Source organism: Streptomyces sp. NBC_00582 (assembly GCF_036345155.1).
Lineage (GTDB): Bacteria > Actinomycetota > Actinomycetes > Streptomycetales > Streptomycetaceae > Streptomyces.
Genome location: NZ_CP107772.1, coordinates 7,585,268 through 7,604,571, shown reverse-complemented (window position 1 = coordinate 7,604,571; position 19,304 = coordinate 7,585,268). Strand labels below are relative to the sequence as shown.

At 72.6% G+C, this 19,304-nt stretch carries 17 protein-coding genes and 1 pseudogene; all 18 read left to right on the top strand.

The features are described from left to right. Positions 1-21: 21 nt before the first annotated feature. The 18 genes and pseudogenes from fabG (at position 22) to OG852_RS34295 (ending at position 19,291) form a co-directional block, all read left to right on the top strand. Positions 22-807, top strand: coding sequence for a 3-oxoacyl-ACP reductase FabG (fabG, locus tag OG852_RS34385; RefSeq protein WP_133909885.1), 786 nt, complete (start codon positions 22-24; stop codon positions 805-807). Positions 808-833: 26 nt separating this feature from the next. Further along, the gene (locus tag OG852_RS34380; RefSeq protein WP_330349972.1) at positions 834-1,778 is read left to right on the top strand and encodes an aromatase/cyclase; all 945 of its coding nucleotides are present in this window, start codon (positions 834-836) and stop codon (positions 1,776-1,778) included. A 2-nt stretch (positions 1,779-1,780) separates the two neighbouring features. Next, a pseudogene (locus OG852_RS34375) lies at positions 1,781-4,047 on the top strand (SDR family oxidoreductase). Between the two features lie 68 nt (positions 4,048-4,115). Beyond that, the gene (locus OG852_RS34365) at positions 4,116-5,570 is read left to right on the top strand and encodes an MFS transporter (RefSeq protein ID WP_133909881.1); all 1,455 of its coding nucleotides are present in this window, start codon (positions 4,116-4,118) and stop codon (positions 5,568-5,570) included. Positions 5,571-5,663: 93 nt separating this feature from the next. Continuing rightward, positions 5,664-6,239 carry an NADPH-dependent FMN reductase gene (locus OG852_RS34360; protein WP_133909880.1) on the top strand — a complete coding sequence of 192 codons (576 nt, stop codon included), beginning with the start codon at positions 5,664-5,666 and terminating at the stop codon, positions 6,237-6,239. Positions 6,240-6,283: 44 nt separating this feature from the next. Then, complete coding sequence (locus tag OG852_RS34355) at positions 6,284-6,706, top strand: acyl-CoA carboxylase subunit epsilon (protein ID WP_330349970.1); 423 nt, start codon at positions 6,284-6,286, stop codon at positions 6,704-6,706. Continuing rightward, complete coding sequence (locus tag OG852_RS34350; protein ID WP_133909878.1) at positions 6,703-7,848, top strand: glycosyltransferase; 1,146 nt, start codon at positions 6,703-6,705, stop codon at positions 7,846-7,848. Before OG852_RS34355 ends, OG852_RS34350 begins: the two co-directional genes overlap by 4 nt. 43 nt (positions 7,849-7,891) lie before the next feature. After that, positions 7,892-8,959 (top strand): glucose-1-phosphate thymidylyltransferase, encoded by a 1,068-nt coding sequence (locus OG852_RS34345; RefSeq protein ID WP_133909877.1) that lies wholly within the window; start codon positions 7,892-7,894, stop codon positions 8,957-8,959. 2 nt (positions 8,960-8,961) lie between these two features. After that, a complete protein-coding gene (locus OG852_RS34340) occupies positions 8,962-9,999 on the top strand; it encodes a Gfo/Idh/MocA family protein (protein WP_133909876.1) in 1,038 nt (345 codons plus the stop codon). Then, a complete protein-coding gene (gene rfbB / locus OG852_RS34335) occupies positions 9,996-10,979 on the top strand; it encodes a dTDP-glucose 4,6-dehydratase (RefSeq protein ID WP_133909875.1) in 984 nt (327 codons plus the stop codon). Before OG852_RS34340 ends, rfbB begins: the two co-directional genes overlap by 4 nt. Then, positions 10,976-11,761, top strand: coding sequence for an NAD-dependent epimerase/dehydratase family protein (locus OG852_RS34330; protein WP_133909874.1), 786 nt, complete (start codon positions 10,976-10,978; stop codon positions 11,759-11,761). Before rfbB ends, OG852_RS34330 begins: the two co-directional genes overlap by 4 nt. A 6-nt stretch (positions 11,762-11,767) precedes the next feature. Beyond that, positions 11,768-13,174, top strand: coding sequence for an NDP-hexose 2,3-dehydratase family protein (locus OG852_RS34325; RefSeq protein ID WP_133909873.1), 1,407 nt, complete (start codon positions 11,768-11,770; stop codon positions 13,172-13,174). Further along, positions 13,168-14,130 (top strand): 3-oxoacyl-[acyl-carrier-protein] synthase III C-terminal domain-containing protein, encoded by a 963-nt coding sequence (locus tag OG852_RS34320; RefSeq protein ID WP_133909872.1) that lies wholly within the window; start codon positions 13,168-13,170, stop codon positions 14,128-14,130. The genes OG852_RS34325 and OG852_RS34320 overlap by 7 nt, the downstream gene beginning before the upstream one ends. A gap of 2 nt (positions 14,131-14,132) precedes the next feature. Continuing rightward, a complete protein-coding gene (locus OG852_RS34315) occupies positions 14,133-14,945 on the top strand; it encodes a hypothetical protein (protein ID WP_133909871.1) in 813 nt (270 codons plus the stop codon). Beyond that, entirely contained in the window at positions 14,942-16,507 is a 1,566-nt protein-coding gene (locus OG852_RS34310; RefSeq protein WP_133909870.1) for an acyl-CoA carboxylase subunit beta, read from the top strand. The genes OG852_RS34315 and OG852_RS34310 overlap by 4 nt, the downstream gene beginning before the upstream one ends. Positions 16,508-16,622: 115 nt before the next feature. After that, positions 16,623-16,892 (top strand): phosphopantetheine-binding protein, encoded by a 270-nt coding sequence (locus OG852_RS34305; protein WP_443064593.1) that lies wholly within the window; start codon positions 16,623-16,625, stop codon positions 16,890-16,892. 63 nt (positions 16,893-16,955) lie between these two features. Then, a complete protein-coding gene (locus tag OG852_RS34300; protein WP_330349969.1) occupies positions 16,956-18,212 on the top strand; it encodes a beta-ketoacyl-[acyl-carrier-protein] synthase family protein in 1,257 nt (418 codons plus the stop codon). Positions 18,213-18,217: 5 nt separating this feature from the next. After that, complete coding sequence (locus OG852_RS34295) at positions 18,218-19,291, top strand: beta-ketoacyl synthase N-terminal-like domain-containing protein (RefSeq protein ID WP_330351547.1); 1,074 nt, start codon at positions 18,218-18,220, stop codon at positions 19,289-19,291. The last annotated feature ends 13 nt before the right edge of the window (positions 19,292-19,304 follow it).

The following is a 19,304-nucleotide window of genomic DNA, read 5'->3' as shown; positions in this document are numbered from 1 at the left end:
CCACTTCACCAAGGGGAGCACATGTCACAGCAAGGCGAGCGGGTCGCTCTGATCACCGGTGCCACCAGCGGCATCGGTCTGGCGGCCGCGCGGACCCTGGGCCGGGCCGGGCACCGGGTGTTCATCTGCGCGCGGGACGCGCAGAAGGTCGACTCGACGGTCAAGCAGCTGCGGGAGGAGGGTCTGACCGCGGACGGCGCGGCCTGCGACGTGCGGTCGCGGGCGGAGATCGGCGCGCTCGTGCGCACCGTCGTCGAGCGGTTCGGCCCGGTGGACGTCCTCGTCAACAACGCGGGCCGCAGCGGTGGCGGAGTGACCGCGGACCTCGCGGACGACCTGTGGTTCGACGTCATCGACACCAACCTCAACAGTGTCTTCCTGGTCACCCGGGAGGTGCTGACGACCGGCGGCATGCGGGAGAAGTCCCGTGGCCGGATCATCAACATCGCCTCCACCGCGGGCAAGCAGGGCGTGGTCCTGGGCGCCCCCTACTCGGCGTCCAAGCACGGCGTGGTCGGCTTCACCAAGGCGCTGGGCAACGAGCTGGCGCCGACCGGCATCACGGTCAACGCGGTCTGCCCCGGTTACGTCGAGACGCCCATGGCCCAGCGGGTGCGGCAGGGATACGCGGCGGCCTACGACACCAGCGAGGACGCGATCCTCGAGAAGTTCCAGGCCAAGATCCCGCTCGGCCGCTACTCCACACCGGAGGAGGTCGCCGGACTCGTCGGCTACCTGGCCACCGACACCGCCGGCTCCATCACCGCGCAGGCCCTGAACGTCTGCGGCGGCCTCGGCAACTTCTGAACCTTCCGGCAGCAAGGAGTGAGCACATGTCGCAGAAGGGCCTCCGCGAGGTCGAGCACGCCATCACGATCGACGCCCCGGCGGACGCCGTCTACCGGCTGATCGCCGAGGTGGAGAACTGGCCCCGGATCTTCCCGCCGACCATCTACGTCGACCACGTCGAGCGGGGCGAGGGCGAGGAACGCATCGAGATCTGGGCGACCGCCAACGGCGAGGCGAAGAACTGGACGTCCCGCCGCACCCTGGACCCGGACGGGTTGCGCATCACGTTCCGCCAGGAGGTCTCCACCCCGCCGGTCGCCGCGATGGGCGGGACCTGGATCATCGAGCCGCTGTCCAGCGCCTCCTCCCGGGTGCGGCTCCAGCACGACTACCGGGCGGTGGACGACGATCCCGAGGGTCTGGAGTGGATCGACCAGGCCGTCGACCGCAACTCCCGCTCCGAGCTGGCGGCACTGAAGTCGAACGTCGAACTGGCGCACACGTCGGAGGAGTTGACGTTCTCCTTCGAGGACACCGTGCTCATCGCCGGCTCCGCCAAGGACGCGTACGACTTCATCAACGAGGCCGGTCTGTGGGTGGAGCGGCTGCCGCACGTGGCGTCGGTCCGCTTCACCGAGGACACACCGGGTCTCCAGGTCCTGGAGATGGACACCCGGGCCAAGGACGGTTCGACGCACACCACCAAGTCGTACCGGGTGGCCTTCCCGCACCAGAGGATCGCCTACAAGCAGGTCACGCTGCCCGCGCTGATGACCCTGCACACCGGGATCTGGACGTTCACGGAGCAGGACGGGGGCGTCGCCGCCACCTCCCAGCACACGGTCGTGCTCAACACGGACAACATCGCGCGGATCCTCGGGGACGAGGCGACCGTGGCCGACGCCCGTGCGTATGTGCGCTCGGCGCTGAGCACCAACAGCCGGGCGACCCTGGGCCACGCCAAGGACCACGCCGAGCAGCGGGCCTGACCATGACCGAGCAGCAGGCACACACCCAGGTGGTCGTGGTCGGCGCGGGCCCGGTCGGGCTCATGCTCGCCGCGGAGCTCCGGCTGGGCGGCGCGGACGTGATCGTCCTCGAGAAGCTGTCCGCGCCGACCACCGAGTCGCGCGCCTCCACCCTGCACGCCCGCACGATGGAACTGTTCGACAGCCGTGGCCTGCTCGACTCGCTGGGCTCCGTGCCGAACGACCCGCGGGGCCACTTCGGCGGGATCCCGCTGGACCTCACTCTGCCCGGCAGCCACCCGGGCCAGTGGAAGGTGCCGCAGGACCGCACGGAGGCCCTGCTCGGCTCCTGGGCGCTGCGGCTCGGCGCCGATGTGCGGCGGGGGCACGAGGTGACCGCGCTGACCGTGGCCGACGACTTCGTCGAGGTCGAGGCCGTGGGACCGGCCGGCCCGGTGCGGGTGCGGGCCCTGTGCGTGGTCGGCTGCGACGGCGAGCACAGCACGGTCCGCGAGCTGGCGGGCCTCGACTTCCCCGGTACCGACGCCACCCGCGAGCTGATCCGGGCGGACGTGGCCGGCATCGACGTACCCGACCGCCGGTTCGAGCGGCTGGAGGGCGGGCTGGCCATCGCGGCCCGGCGCGGCGACGGCGTGACGCGGATCATGGTGCACGAGTTCGGCCGCGCCGCGGCACCCCGCCACGCGGCCCCCGGGTTCGCCGAACTGGCCACGGTGTGGAAGCGGGTCACCGGAGAGGACGTCAGCGGCGGCACCCCGCTGTGGATCAACGCCTTCGGGGACGTGTCACGGCAGGCCGCGCGCTACCGCGACGGGCGGGTCCTGCTGGCCGGGGACGCCGCCCACGCCCAGATGCCGATCGGCGGCCAGGCCCTCAACCTGGGGCTCCAGGACGCCGTCAACCTGGGCTGGAAGCTGGCCGTCCAGGTGTCCCGCAAGGGATCGCCGGGGCTGCTGGACAGCTACCACGACGAACGCCACGCGGTGGGTCGCCGGGTGCTGTCCGGGATCCGGGCCCAGGCGTTGCTGCTGCTGTCCGGGCAGGAGGTCGAACCGCTGCGCGCGGTCTTCGGCGAACTGCTGCGCGGCGACGACACCCGCCGTCATCTGGCGGCCACCGTCAGCGGCCTGGACATCCGCTACGACGTAGGCCCCGGCACCCATCCGCTGCTCGGCAGGCGGATCCCGCCCACCGTCCTGGACGGCGGAGCGGGCGGGCGGGTGAGCACCGCGCGGCTGCTGCGCACCGGACGCGGGCTGCTGCTGGACCTCTCCGGCGACCGTGGCCGGGCCGAACGGCTGGCCGCCCTGGCCGCGCCGTGGCACGACCGGGTGCGCACCGTGGCCGCCGTGCCGCACGACGGCGAGCTGTCCGATGCCGGAGCCGTGCTCGTGCGGCCGGACGGACACCTCGTCTGGACCGACTCCGACGGAACGAGTCCCGAGACCGCGCTGCACCGCTGGCTCGGGCTGCCCGACACCGAACACCCCACCCCTGGAGGACCTTCATGAGCAGGCTTGCCGGCAAGACCGCCCTCGTCACGGGTTCGAGCCGAGGAATCGGCCGGGCGACCGCCGAGCGTCTGGCGCGCGACGGCGCACTGGTCGCCGTGCACTACAACAGCGACGACGAGGCGGCCGGGAAGGTCGTCGCCGGAATCGCGGAGACGGGCGGCCGGGCCTTCGCCGTGAAGGCCGAACTCGGCGTGCCCGGTGACGTCGACACGCTCTTCGAGGGCCTCGCGGCCGGTCTCGCGGAGCACGGCGCGAGCGGCCTCGACATCCTGGTGAACAACGCGGGCGTGATGGGCGGGGTGGCACCCGAGGAGGTGACCCCCGAGCTGTTCGACCGGCTGGTCGCGGTCAACGCCAAGGCGCCGTTCTTCATCGTGCAGCGTGCGCTGGGAGTCCTCCGGGACGGCGGACGCATCGTCAACATCTCCTCCGGGCTGACCCGCTTCGCCAACCCGCAGGAAGTCGCCTACGCCATGACCAAGGGCGCGATCGAGCAGCTCAGCCTGCACTTCGCCAAGCACCTGGCCGGTCGCGGCATCACCGTGAACTCGGTGGCTCCCGGCATCACCAACAACGGCACCCCGGTCTTCGACATCCCCGAGGTCGTGGAGCAGATGGCGGCGCTGTCCGCGTTCAACCGGGTCGGCGAGACCCGGGACATCGCCGACGTGGTGGCGTTCCTGGCCTCCGACGACGCCCGCTGGATCACCGGCGCGTTCCTCGACGCCAGCGGCGGCACCCTGCTCGGCGGCTGACGGCGGCACACCAGGCGTCCGGCCGGACCGGCCGGGGGCGGGGCGACGACGAGAGGGCGAGCACGCGCATGACCACCGACAGGGCCGCCACGGCCGCCTCCACCGGAACCGTCTTCGCACGGGGCCTGCTGTTCGTGCTGTCCGGCAACATGCTCCTCGACGCCCTGGAGGTGTCGGTGGCCGTCGTCGCCCTGCCGTCGATCGGCGCCGACCTCGGTCTGTCGCTCACCGCCCAGGGCTGGGTGGTCAGCGGCTTCGCCCTCGGCTTCGGCGGCCTGCTGCTCCTGTCGGGGCGGCTGGTCGCCGAGCTCGGCCTGCGCCGGGTGTACCTGGCGGGGCTGCTGGTCTTCGCCGTCGCCTCCGTGCTGGGCAGTCTGGCGACGAGCGGACCGCTGCTGATCGCCGGACGGATCGTGAAGGGCTGCTGCGCCGCGCTCACCGCGCCCACCGGGCTGGCCATCATCGCGGACGTGTTTCCCGCCGGTCCGGCCCGCAACCGGGCGGTGTCCGTCTACGCGCTGTTCGGGGCCGGCGGGTTCTCGTCCGGGCTGGTGCTGTCGGGGCTGCTGACAGAGGTGAGCTGGCGCTGGACGTTCCTGTTCCCGGGGCCCGTCGCCCTGGTGCTGTTCCTGTGCGGGCTGCGACTGATCCCCGTCCGCGCCCCGGGCGGGGACGGCGCGCCGCCCCGTCCCGGCACCGCGCACCGCTACGACCTGCCGGGTGCCGTCACCTCCGTCGGCGCCCTCCTCGCGCTGGCCTGGGCACTCACCCGGGGGCCGGACGCGGGGTGGGCGGACCCGCTGACGCTGACCGGGCTGCTGCTGGCCGCCGCCCTGAGCACCGCGTTCGTCCACGTCGAGAGGGCCGCACCACGGCCGCTGCTGCGCACCGGGCTCCTCGCCCACCGGCCACTGCGGTGGTCGGCGCTGGGGGCCGCGGCGCTCAACGGGTCCTATCTCGGCTTCCTGTTCGTCGTGACCCTCGATCTCCAGTCCGGCCGGGGCTGGTCACCGCTCGCCACCGGCCTGGGGCTGCTGCCGGCGAGTCTACCGCTGGCGGTGGCGGTGGCCACGGGGTTCTCCGGGCGGCTGGTGGGCCGGTTCGGACCGGCCCGGCTGATCGCGCTGGGTGCCTGGGCACCGCCCGCCGGATATCTGTGGTGCCTGCTCGCCGGCGACCACCCCTCCTACCCGGCCTCGACGCTCCCGGCCCTGCTGCTGGTGGGGCTGGGCTTCGTCCTTCAGTTCGCGGCGCTCAACACCCGGGCCATGTCCGGCGTGCGCGACACCGACCGGGGCATGGCCGGCGCCGTGTACCAGTCCTCGGTACAGGTGGCGGGCGCCCTGACCACCGCGCTGGTCGCGTCGCTGCTCGCCGCGGGGGCGCACGGGGCCCGGCGCACCGCGCTCGCCTTCGTGACCTCGGTCGGGGTGGCGGGGTTCGCGGTCGCCGTGGCCGCGGGGGCGCCTCGCCGCCGGGCACCCCTGACCGCCGTACCGGAGCACCGGCACCGGGACGGCTGACGGACCCCCACGGCACGACGCCCCTCCCCCGCCCGCCGCCGCGCGGACCCGTACGCAACCGAGCCCGTTCCCGCACCGTCCGAGAGGAAGACCGTGTCCAACATCGTTCCGCTGCATCTGGCCGTGATCGTGGGAAGCACCCGTTCGGGGCGGGTCGGTCCTCTCGTGGCGGCCTGGCTGGCCGACCGGGCCGGCCGCCACGACGACCTGACCGTCGACGTGATCGACCTGGCCGAGGCCGGTCTCCCGAGCGATCTCGACACCTCCGCGCCGCAGGTGACGGCGCTCGCGCCGCGACTGGAGCGCGCGGACGCCTTCGTGGTGGTGACGCCCGAGTACAACCACAGTTTCCCTGCTCCCCTGAAGACCGCGATCGACTGCTTCCGCACCGAGTGGCAGGCCAAGCCGGTGGGCTTCGTCTCCTACGGCGGCATGGCGGGCGGTCTGCGGGCGGTGGAGCAGCTGCGCCAGGTGTTCGCCGAGACGCACACCGTCGGCGTGCGCGACACCGTCAGTTTCCACAACGTCTGGGAGCAGCTGGGCGAGCGGGGCGAGTTCCCCGTCGAGCCCGCGGGCTGCGACGCCGCCGCCAAGACGATGCTCGACCAGCTCGTGTGGTGGGCGCGCGCCCTCCGGGCGGGCCGCCGGGCACAGCCCTACAGCGTCTGACCGCAGCCCGCCCCCACCGCCACGCCCAAGCCGAAGGGGACACCGTGCCGACAACCGGCCTGCTCCAGCATTCCCACGCCCGTACCCGTGACGTCGTGGACGTCGTGGTCGTCGTACCCGGCCTCGGAGGCCCCGCCGACGACGACGGGACCACCGGAACACACTCCGAGGCCGCCGCCCCGGCCACCGCCGATCCCGGCACCACACCCGGCACCGCTCCCGGCCCGCGGAAGCCGCACCCCGTGGCCGGACTGATCCGTGTGCACCGGGGCCGGCCGACCGACGAGGAGCTGGCGGCCGTGGTCACGGTGCTGCTGGCCCGGGCGAACACCATCGGCCCCGCCGAGCACCCACCGGTGCGGTCCGCGCCGCGTTGGCGCCGGCACGGCCGCGGGCTCGGTTACCGCACCGCCCACAGCTGGCAGGCGGAGCGGCGTCCCCGGCGGACGGAACGGGGAGCGCCATGAGGATCCTCTTCGTCGCCGGAGGGAGCGCGGCCACCGTGTTCGCGCTGGCCCCGCTCGCCACCGCGGCCCGGGGGGCCGGGCACGAGGTCGTCATGGCCGCTGTCGGGGACATCGTGCCGGTGGTCGCCGGGGTCGGCCTGCCCGGCGTCTCCATGACGTCCTCCCCGATCCGTGACTTCATCTACCGGGACCGGGACGGCGCACCCGTGACACCGCCGACCGACCCCGAGGACCAACCGGCCTTCACCGGACGCTGGTTCGGACGGATGGCGGCCGCCACCCTCGGCCCGCTGACCGACCTCGCGCGCGACTGGCGGCCCGACCTGGTCGTCGGCGGCACCATGATGTACGCCGCCGGCCTGCTCGCCCGCCAGTGGGGCGTGCCCTATGTGCGCCACGCCTGGGACGCGGTCGAGGCCACCCGGATCGATCCCGGCGGCGAGGACGAACTCCGTCCGGAACTGGAGCGGCTGGGCCTGTCCGGGCTGCCCGCGCCGGACCTGTTCATCGACGTCTGCCCGCCCAGCCTCCGGCCCCCGGACGCGGCGCCCGCCCATCCGATGGCCTGCCGGCCCGCCAACACCCAGCGCGCTCTGGAGCCGTGGATGTACACGCGGGGCGGCCGGCCCCGGGTGTGCGTCACGGCCGGCAGCCGGGTCGCCAACGACGACGGCACGGCGTACCTGCGCGAGGCCTATGTGTTCCTGCGCGATCTGGCGCTCGACGTGACGGCACTGGACGCGGAGGTGGTGATCGCCGCGCCGGAGAGCGTGGCCGCCGACCTGCGGGCCGAGCTGCCGGACGTCCGCGCGGGCTGGGTCCCCCTGGACGTGGTCCTGCGCACCTGCGACCTGCTGGTGGGCCATGCCGGCGGGGTCACCACCCTCACCGCGATGGAGGCGGGCGTCCCGCAGCTGCTGCTGCCCCAGTGGGGCATCCTCGGCCCTCCGACACGGCGGCTGGCCGACTACGGCGCGGCCGTCACCCTTCAGCCCGGCGAGGCCGACCGGGCGCGGCTCGCGGAGTCCTGCCGCGCGCTGCTCACCGAGTCCTCCTACACCGAGCGGGCGAAGGCCCTGGCCCAGGAGATCTCCGAGATGCCGCCGCCGGCCGAACTGGTCGGCGTACTCGAGAAGTTGTGACCCCGACGGCCGGTCCGCGGCCGCACGAGGAGGCATTGTTCCCATGAAAGCCCTGGTGCTGTCGGGCGGGGCGGGCACCCGCCTGCGACCGTTCAGCCACTCCATGCCCAAGCAGCTCATCCCGGTCGCCAACAAGCCGGTCCTCGAACACGTCCTGGAGAACATCGTCGCGATCGGCGTCACCGACATCGGGGTCGTCGTCGGCGACTGGGAGCCCGAGATCACCGCGGCGCTCGGCGACGGCTCGCGGCTGGGCGCGCGGCTGACCTATCTGCGGCAGGACAAGCCGCGCGGGCTGGCCCACTGCGTGTCCGTCGCCCGGGACTTCCTCGGCGAGGACGACTTCGTGATGTACCTCGGCGACTGCATGCTCGTCGGGGGCGTGGCGGAGGCGGCCGAGGAGTTCGCTCGGGTGCGTCCCGCCGCGCATGTCGTCGTGCACAAGGTGGCGGATCCGTCCGCCTTCGGGGTGGTGGAGCTGAACCCCGACGCGACGGTGCGCCGGCTGGTGGAGAAGCCCCGGCAGGCGCGCAGCGACCTCGCCCTGACCGGCGTGTACTTCTTCACGCCCGACATCCACCGGGCGATCGCCGCGATCGAGCCCAGTGACCGGGGCGAGCTGGAGATCACCGACGCGATCCAGTGGCTGGTGACCGACGGGGCCGAGGTGCGGGCCGGCCGGTACCACGGCTACTGGAAGGACACCGGCCGCATCGACGACGTCCTGGAGTGCAACCGCAAGCTCCTCGACGGCCTGGTCCGGCGGATCGACGGCGAGGTGGACGAGGCCAGCGAACTGAGCGGGGCGGTCGTCGTGGAGCCGGGCGCCGTGGTGGCGCGGTCCAGGATCGAGGGTCCGGTGATCATCGGGGCGGGGACCCGGGTGGAGGACTGCGTGATCGGTCCGCACACCTCGGCGGGCCGCGACTGCGCGCTGACCGGCTCGCGCCTCGACTACTCGATCGTGCTGGACGGCGCGGAGATCCACCGCGTCGGCAGGCTGCACGGATCGGTCATCGGACGCTTCGCGGTGGTCGGCCCGGTCACGGACGACGGCGACCGCCAGCGGCTGGTGATCGGTGACCACAGCCACGTCCAGGTGGCGGGGTAGCCGTGCGGTCCCCCGTCCGCATCGGCGTCCTGGGCTGCGCGGACATCGCGCGCCGCCGGATGCTGCCCGCCCTGGCGGCGGTCGAGGACACGGAGATCGCCGCCGTCGCCAGCCGCGACGTGGAGACGGCGGCGCGGACCGCGATGCCGTACGGCTGCCGGGTGGTGGCCGACTACGCGGAGCTGGTCACGCTGCCGGACGTCGAGGCGGTGTACGTCCCGCTGCCCGTGGCACTGCACGCCCCGTGGGTGGAGGCGGCCCTGCGCGCGGGCAAGCACGTCCTCGCGGAGAAGCCGCTGACCACCGATCCGGAGCGCAGCCGCGCCCTGTTCGCGCTGGCGCGCCGGAGCGGGCTGGTGCTGTGGGAGAACGTGATGTTCGTCCACCACGCGCAGCACACGGCCGTGCGCCGGCTGGTGGCCGACGGTGTGATCGGTGAACTGCGCTCCTTCCACGCGGCGTTCGCGGTGCCCCGCCGCCCCGACGGTGACATCCGGCTCGTCCCGGAGCTGGGCGGCGGCGCGCTGTGGGACGTCGGCGTGTACCCGGTACGGGCCGCCGTCCACTTCCTGGGGGCCGGGCTGCGTGTCGCGGGGGCGGTGCTGACCCGGGACCGGTACGGGCGGGAGGTGGACACCGCCGGCGGTGTGCTGCTGCGCACCGCGGACGGCGTCGTCGCCCACCTGGAGTTCGGCCTGGACCACGCCTACGGCTCGTCGTACACGCTCTGGGGCAGTGAGGGCCGCGTCACGGTGGAGCACGCGTTCACCCCGCCGGCCGGCCACCGCCCGGTGCTGCGCGTCGTGGACCGGACCGGGCCCCGGGAGATCGTCCTCGAACCGGACGACCAGGTGGCCAACACCGTGCGGGGGTTCGCCCGCGCCGTGCGCGCGGCCGGCTCCGGTTCGCGTCCCCTGCCGGTCGGCCGGGCCGAGGAGGCCTCGCTGCTCCAGGCGGACCTGCTGGCCGAGGTGCTGCACCGCGCCGGTCTCGGGCTCGCGCCCGCCCGTCCATCCCTTTCCGGAACGGAGTACTCATGAGGATCCTCGTCACGGGCGGGGCGGGCTTCATCGGCTCGGCCTACGTCCGCCGCCTGCTGGAGGGCATGTACCCGGGGACCGAGGGCGTCCGGGTCACGGTGGTCGACAAGCTGACGTACGCGGGCAACCGCGCGAGCCTGCCCGCCGCCCACGACCGCCTCGACTTCGTCCAGGGCGACATCTGCGACCTGCCGCTGCTGCTCGACGTCCTGCCCGGCCACGACGCGGTGGTGCACTTCGCCGCGGAGTCCCACGTCGACCGGTCGCTGCTGTCCGCGGCGGAGTTCGTCCGTACGAACGTGTCGGGCACGCAGAGCCTGCTCGACGCGTGCCGGGCCACGGGTGTGCCGCGGATGGTGCACGTGTCCACGGACGAGGTGTACGGCTCCATCGCCGAGGGCTCGTGGACCGAGGAGAGCCCCCTGCTGCCCAACTCGCCCTACGCCGCTTCCAAGGCGGCCTCCGATCTGATGGCCCGCGCCGCCTGGCGCACACACGGACTGCATGTGTCCGTGACCCGCTGCTCCAACAACTACGGCCCCCGCCAGCACCCGGAGAAGGTCGTCCCGCTGTTCGTCACGAACCTCATGGAGGGCCGCCCGGTCCCGCTGTACGGGGACGGCGGCAACGTGCGCGAGTGGCTGCACGTGGACGACCACTGCCGGGCCCTGCACACGGTGCTCACCGGAGGCGGCGCCGGGGAGGTCTACAACATCGGCGGCGGCAGCGAGCTGACGAACCTGGCCCTCACCGAGCGGCTGCTCGACCTGTGCGGCGGCGACCGGTCGATGATCCGGCGGGTCGCCGACCGCAAGGGCCACGACCTGCGCTACTCCCTCGACGCCGGGAAGATCCGCGAGGAGCTGGGCTTCGTGCCGCGCATCGGCATCGATGTGGGCCTCGCGGCCACGGTCGCCTGGTACCGCGACAACCCGGACTGGTGGAAGGCCGTCAAGGACCGTGCGAGGTCGGCTTCATGAGCGCGGGCCGGGCGACGGCGGGCACCGTGGTGGGGCGGGGCTTCCTCGCCCGCAACCTGGCCCCGGTCGCCGAACGCCACCCGGAGACGGTGATCCTGGCCGCCGGGGTCTCCCTGGCGAGCACGACGGCACCGCGGGAGTTCGCCCGGGAGGCGGAGCTCCTGGACGAGACGATCGACGCGTGCCGCGCCTCCGGCCGGCGTCTGCTGTTCTTCTCCACGGCTTCCACCGGCATGTACGGCACCTGCGACGGCCCGGGCCTGGAGGACGCGCCGGCCGTTCCGAGCACCCCGTACGCGCGCCACAAACTCGCCCTGGAGCAGCGGCTGCGCGCCTCCGGGGCCGACCACCTGGTGCTGCGGCTGAGCCATGTGGTCGGGCCGGGGCAGCCGTCGCACCAGCTGCTGCCGACGCTGGTGCGGCAGCTGCGCGAGGGTCTGGTGCGGGTCCATCTGCGCGCCACCCGGGACCTGATCGGCGTGGCCGACGTGGTCACCGTCGTCGACCGGCTGCTGGCGCTGGACCTGCGGGACACGGTCGTCAACGTGGCGTCGGGCACGGCCGTGCCGGTCGCGGCCGTCGTCGACTTCCTCGAAGAGCGGCTCGGGCTGGTCTGCCGGCGGGAGTTCCAGGACACCGGGTCGGGGTGCACGGTCGGCGTCGACCGGCTGCGCCGCCTCGTCCCCGAGGTGGCCCTGGGGTTCGGGCCGCACTACTACCGCGGCGTGCTGGACGGTTACGCGGCCTCCCTGGCCCTGGAACACCACCGAACGGAGAGGTAGCGATCCATGACCCGGCACACGGCGAGCCCCGTGCTCGTCCTACCGCGCCCGAGGGACGACGCCGAACTGCCCGGCCGGCTCGCCCGGTCCGCCGCCACCACCAAGGGCGAGGACCTCCGTCTCGAGGACATCCCCGGCTGGCTGGCCGACCGCAGGCGCGCGCACCGCTTCGAGGTGGAGCGCATCCCCTTCACCCGGCTCGACGCCTGGTCGTTCGACCCGGGCACGGGCGACCTCGGGCACCGCAGCGGACGGTTCTTCACGGTCCGGGGGCTCAGGGCCCGGGTCGGCGGCGCGTCGGCGGCCGAGTGGCAGCAGCCCGTGATCGAGCAGCCCGAGGTGGGCATCCTCGGCATCCTCGCCAAGGAGTTCGGCGGGGTGCTGCACTTCCTGATGCAGGCCAAGATGGAGCCGGGCAACCCCAACCTCCTCCAGCTCTCCCCCACCGTGCAGGCCACCCGCAGCAACTACACCCGGGTGCACCGGGGGGCGCCCGTGCGGTACCTGGAGCACTTCCTGCGGCCCGAGCGGGTCGTCGCCGACACGCTCCAGTCGGAGCACGGCTCCTGGTTCTACCGCAAGGCCAACCGCAACCTGATCGTGGAGACGGACGGCGCGGTGGAGCCGCACGAGGACTTCCGCTGGCTGACGCTGGGACAGATCCACGCCCTGCTGCGCCAGGACAACCTGGTCAACATGGACTCCCGGACCGTGCTGTCCTGCCTGCCCGTCCCGGCTCCCGCACGGGAGGCGCTGCACTCCGACACCGAGCTGCTGTCCTGGATCACCGGGGAGCGGTCACGGCACGACGTGGCGGCCGAGCTGATCCCGCTGACGCGGGTGCGGGGCTGGGTGCGGGAGGAGACCCGGATCCGGCACGAGCACGAGCGGTACTTCGACGTCGTGGCCGTGGCGGTGCGGGCGGGCAACCGCGAGGTCACCTCGTGGACGCAGCCGTTGTTCGCACCGCGCGGCCTCGGCGTCACCGCGTTCCTGACCCGGCGCATCGGCGGAGTGCCGCACTATCTGGCGCACGCCAGGGTGGAGGGCGGGTTCCTGGACACCGTGGAACTGGGGCCGACCGTGCAGTGCGGGCCCGGCAACGTCGCCCATCTGCCGCCCGAGCGACGGCCGCGCTTCCTCGACACGGTGCTGTCCGCGGGGCCGGAGCGGATCCGCTACAGCGCCGTGCACTCGGAGGAGGGCGGGCGTTTCCTGGCCGCCGAGAGCCGCTACCTGGTGGTGGAGGCGACGGAGGACGAGGCCCCGCTGGTTCCGCCGGAGGGTTTCCGCTGGGTGACGGCGGGCCAGCTGACCTGGCTGGTCCGGCACGCCCACTACATCAACGTCCAGGCACGCACGCTGCTGGCCTGCCTGTACGCCATGGACACCGGAGAGGAGCCGTCATGCTGAGCGGCACGCCCACCCTGGACGCCGTCGAGATCTTCCTGCCGGACCGCACGACCACCGTGGAGGAACGGGCCGAGGCCTTCGGCCTGAGTCCGGCCCAGGTCCATCTGTTCCGCAGCATCCACGGCCTCGACCAATTGCGGTACGACCCCGAGCTGAGCCTGTACGACCTGGTGCTGCCGCCCGCGCGGAAGGTGCTCGCGGGCGTCGACCCCGGTGCGGTGCGGTACGTGGTGTATCCGCACGCCGTACCGCACACGGGCCCGTCCACGGTGGACCCGGTGCAGGAGATGCTCACGATGCTCGGTCTGGAGCACGCCACGGCCTTCGCGCTGACCCAGCAGAACTGCGCCGGCACGGTCTCGGCCATCGACGTCGCCGGGCGGCTGCTCCAGGCCGACGGCGATCCGGAGGCGAAGGCGCTGGTGCTGACCGGCGAGAAGATCTTCACCCGGGACCTCCAGATCATCTTCAACTCCTGTGTCATCGGCGAGGCGGCGGGCGCCTGTCTGCTGTCGTGGAACGGACCCGGCGACCCGGTGCGCTCGTTCGCGGTGCGGACCTTCGGCGAGTACGCCGCCGGTGTCGAGATGACGGCGGAGCAGCACCGGGTGGCGGGCGAGCAGCGCCCCGGCGTCATGGCCGAACTGGTCCGGGAGGCGGTCGAGTCGGCCGGGTGCACCTTCGACGACATCGACATCGTGATCCCCACACATCCCAACCGCACGTTCTGGGGCGGGATCGTCCAGGAGCTGGGCTGGCCGCCGGACAAGCTCTACCTGGAGAACATCCCCCGCTACAGCCACTGTCTGACGGCCGATCTGATGGTCAACTACGTCACGCTGCGGGACGAGGGCCGTCTGGTGCCGGGCCGCACCTATCTGTTCCTGGCCACGGGGATCGGCTCGACGTTCACCGCCATGGTCTTCACCGCGACAACGCGAACGGAGGGCCGGTAACCGTGCCTCTGCGACTTCACGCCGGCGCCGTGGTGACACCCCCCGGCGCCCCCTACGAGCCGAACCAGACCGTCCTGCGCTACCACCGCGACCTCGTCGAACTCTTCGGCGGCAAGCTGGACGAGGACCTGCTGCGGGCGGGCGCCCAGGCCAGCCACACCCTGATGGCGGACCTGCTCGTCAAGCGGCTCCCGGCCGGTGACGTCCGGCCCGACCTGGTCGTGCTGGCCGCCGCGCTGCCCGACCTCAACCCGGTCCGCTCGGTCTCGGCCTACCTGGGCCTGCTGACCGGCGGGCGGGCGGACCAGTGCTTCTCGGTCACCGAACAGGGTCTCGGCGCGGCGTTCACCGCGCTGCGCATCGGGGCGGCGCACGAGCGGACGGGTGCTTCCTCCGCGTTCCTGCTGGCGGTGCTGGAGCAGACCACGCTGCCGGCCCACGACCCCGTGGTGCACGACGGTGTCCCGCTGCGCGACTCGGGCGTCCTGCTGCTGTTCGACAGCGGGACCGGCTTCGGCGAGGTCTCCTCCGTCGCCCGGCTGCGCGACGCCGCACTGCTCGGGCCGCGGCTCACCGCGCTGACGGCGGGGGCTCCCCGTCCGCTGGTGGTGGCGGGCCCGTGGACCGACCCCGGGGCCCTGCCCTCGGGCGTCGACTGTCACCGGGTGCCGCCCGGCAGCTACTGCACCAGCGTCTGGACGGCTCTGGCCGAGCACTGGACGCGGTGGCGCGAGGAGTACGACACCCTCGTGCTGTGCGACACCGACCCCCGGTCGGGCACCGCCCATGTGGCCGTCCTGGGGCGGGGCCGATGAGCGCGCCCCCGACGGAGCTGCACCACCGGATCGCGGAACTGGCGGCGTTGAAGCAGTCGGTCCTGGACGGGCCCGGGGAACGGGCGACGGCGGCCCAGCGGGCCAAGGGCAAGCTGACCGTGCGCGAGCGGATCGACCTGCTGCTCGACGAGGGCTCCTTCACCGAGGTGGAGGGCTTTCGCCGGCACCGCGCGACCGGGTTCGGGCTGGAGACGAAGAGGCCGTACACCGACGGGGTGGTGACCGGCTGGGGCACGGTGAACGGCCGGACGGTCTTCGTCTACGCCCACGACTTCCGTATCTTCGGCGGCGCGCTCGGCGAGGCGCACGCCGCGAAGATCCACAAGATCATGGACATGGCCCTCGCGGCGGGCGCGCCGCTCGTGTCCCTCAACGACGGTGCGGGAGCGCGCATCCAGGAGGGGGTCGGCGCGCTCGCCGGCTACGGCGGGATCTTCCAGCGCAACACCCGGGCCTCCGGGGTGATCCCGCAGATCAGCGTGATGCTCGGTCCCTGCGCGGGTGGCGCGGCCTACAGTCCGGCGCTGACGGACTTCGTGTTCATGGTCCGTGAGACGTCCCAGATGTTCATCACCGGGCCCGACGTGGTGAAGGCGGTGACCGGCGAGGAGATCACGCAGAACGGGCTGGGCGGCGCCGATGTGCACAGCTCGACCTCGGGCGTGGCGCATTTCGCGCACGCGGACGAGCAGTCCTGCCTGGAGGACGTGCGCCATCTGCTGTCGCTGCTGCCGCAGAACAACCGCGAGCATCCGGCGTCCGTCCCCAGCGACGACCCGCCGGACCGGCGCTGCGAGACGCTGGCCGACCTGGTCCCGCTGGACGGCGGCACGCCCTACGACATGCGCCGGGTCATCGAGGAGATCGTCGACGACGGCGACTGCTTCGAGGTCCACGAGCGCTGGGCGGGCAATCTGATCTGCGCGCTGGCGCGGATGGGCGGCCAGGTGGTCGGGATCGTGGCCAACCAGCCGCAGTCCATGGCCGGGGTGCTGGACATCGACACCTCGGAGAAGGGCGCCCGCTTCGTCCAGATGTGCGATGCCTTCAACATTCCGCTCGTCACACTGCTGGACGTCCCCGGGTTCCTGCCCGGCGTGGCCCAGGAGCACAACGGCATCATCCGGCGGGGCGCGAAGCTGCTGTACGCCTACTGCAACGCCACGGTGCCGCGTGTCTCCCTGATCCTGCGCAAGGCGTACGGCGGCGCGTACATCGTCATGGACTCCCGGTCCATCGGCGCCGACCTCACCTTCGCCTGGCCGAGCAACGAGATCGCCGTGATGGGCGCGGAGGGCGCGGCCAACGTGATCTTCCGTCGGCAGATCGCGGAGGCGGACGACCCCGACGCCGTACGGGCGGAGATGGTCAAGGCGTACCGGTCCGAGCTGATGCACCCCTACTACGCGGCCGAACGCGGGCTGGTGGACGACGTCATCGAGCCGGCGGCCACCCGTGAGGTGCTGATCCGCGCGCTGACGATGCTGGCCGACAAGCACGCCGAGCTGCCGTCCCGAAAGCACGGAAATCCGCCGCAGTGAACAGGACACCCGGCCCTTCGGATTTCGCGCAATCTTAGAAGTGGGCACCTTGCCCGCCCCCTGCCGAACCGGAAAGCTGGTAGGGAATTCCCTCTCATTCCTCATTGGAGGCATCGTGCCCGTCATCGACGCAGCGACCCGCACGCTCGTGAAGAACATCGTCTGCGACATTCTGGAGGTGGAACCCGAGGAGGTCACGGAGACCAGCCTGCTGGCCGAGGAGCACGACGCCGACTCCCTGCGGTCCATAGAGATCCTGGCCTCCATCGAGGTGGCCCTCCAGGTCTCCATCGAGCAGGCGGAGATGAAGCGCATGGTGAACCTCGAAGGAATCTACGAGGTGCTGTCCGAGGCGAAGGCGAAGGCCGGCTCGAAGACCCGGTAGCGGCCGGCGTCTTCGCCGGGTCGGAAATCAAAAGGAACCGGAATCGACCCATGAGGGGTACTCATGAATTCAGCTCTTTCCCGAGCTGACCGCAGGCCGGCGTCCCAACGCGTTGTCATCACCGGGCTCGGGGTTTTCTCCAGCATAGGAACGGGTGTCGCTGAGTTCACCGAGGGACTGCGTGTCGGACGCAGCCGCGTGGCACCCATCACGGCTTTCGACACCACCGGTTTCGAATACGCCAACGGCTGCGAGGTGGCCGCGTTCGAGCCGGAGAAATGGATCCACCACACTCCGGTGGAGACGCTGGGACGGGCCACCCAGTTCTCCGTGGCGGCCGCCCGTATGGCGGTGGAGGACGCCGGGCTCACCGACGCGGATCTGCGCGGGCTGCGCGGCCAGATCTCCATCGGCACCACCGACGGGGAGTCCCGGGACGCCGACACCCTGGTGGCGCAGCGGATCACGGGCGATTCGACGGCGGTGAACCGTGCGCTGGCGCGACGGCTCGGCGTGCAGGGGCTGTCCGCGGCGGTGGCACGGGAGTTCTCCCTCACGGACGTCGAGGCGCTCACCCTGGGCACCGCCTGCTCGGCGGGCAACTACTCGGTGGGCAACGGCTTCGACGCGATCCGGGTCGGCGACGCCGACTTCGCCCTGTGCGGCGGGGCGGACGCCGTCTGCCTGAAGAACTTCGTCTCGTTCTACCGGCTGGGCACGGTCGCCCCCGATGTGTGCCGGCCCTTCGACAAGGACCGGCGGGGCCTGCTGAACAGCGAGGGCGCCGGGGTCGTGATGCTGGAGAGCCTGGAGTCGGCGCTCGCCCGTGACGCCCGGATCTACGCCGAGGTCCTCGGGTACGGGCTGAGCTGCGACGCGCACCATCCGGCCGTCCCCGACCAGTCCAGCGTCGCGCGCTGCATGACCTCGGCGCTGGAGAACGCGGGGGTGGCCCCCCACGAGGTCGATCTCATCTCGGCGCACGGCACCGGCACCAGGGCCAACGACACGACCGAGTCGCGGGCGATCCGCGAGGTCTACGACGATCTGCCGCCCCGCACCATCTCGCTGAAGTCGATGCTGGGCCACGCCATGGGCGCGGCGAGCGCGCTGGCCACCATCGCCTGCTCACTGGCGATCACCCACGGTTTCATCCCGCCGACGATCAACCACGTCGAGACCGACCCGGAGTGCGAGATCGACTGCGTGCCCAACGAGTCGGTCCCGGCCGACCTGCGGATCGTGCAGAACAACGGACTGGCCTTCGGCGGCAACAACTCCGTGGTCGTGCTCGGCCGTCACGACAAGGAGGCACGGTGAGCGGCATGCCGTATCCGGTGATCAGCACATGGTCGGCGACCTCGCCCTTCGGGACCGGGCGGGCGGCGTTCACCGCCGGGATCGCCGAAGGCCGGCCGACGAGCGGGCCGCTGGACCCCGACACGTGGCAGGTGCCCCAGAGCCACGGCTGTGTGGTCCCCGGCTTCGACGTGCGGGAGAGCCTGGGCCGCAAGGGCACCCGCATGATGAACCGGGTGACCGGACTGACGATCACGACGGTCGGCCATGTGCTGGACGAGGTCGACCATCCGCAGGGCGGTGCCGACGACGTCGCGCTGGTGCTGGGCACCACGGCGGGCAGTCTGCAGAGCTCGATGGAGATCACCCACAGCTCCCTGACCGGAGCCCAGCCCTACCACGTGGAGCCCGCGACGATCCCGTACGCGGTGATGAACGGCGCGGCCGGCCGCTGCGCCATCTGGTACGGCCTGCGCGGCCCGAACAGCACGATCGGCGCGGGCCGGCCGACCGGCATGGTCGGGCTGACCTACGCACGGCGGCTGCTGCTGGCCGGACGGGCCCGGCAGGTGCTCTGCGGGGCCGCCGAGGAGTTCTCCCCGGCCCGGTCCTGGGTGGAGCACCACGGGCGGCCCGAGGGCGAGGGCGGCCCCCTGCTCGGCGAGGGCTGTGCGATCTTCCTGCTGGGCATGGAGGCGGCGCCCGGGACCCGGCCGCTCGCCTCGGTGCTCTCCGTACGGACCCGGATGGTCGTCGACGACGACTGGCGCACCGCCGTGGGGCGCTGTGTGGAGGGGGTCCTGTCCGCTGCCGAGGAGAAACCGGACCAGGTCTGGGCGGTGTCCCCCTCGGGTGCCGCCGACGCGGCCGGCCGGGCCGAACACGCCCTGCTGACCGAGGTGTTCGGCTCCGACGCGGTGCTCCCACCGGTGGCGGACCTGATCGGCGAGACACACTCGGCGTCCTCGGCCTTCCAGATCGCCTCGGTCCTCGGCCTGGCCGAGCACGACCCGTCCTCGGCGGGGCGGACCGCGGTGATCACCTCGGTCGACCCGGGCGGCATGGCCGCCGCCGCCCTGCTGCGCGTCGCCGGCCCCTGACCCCGGCGCGCGC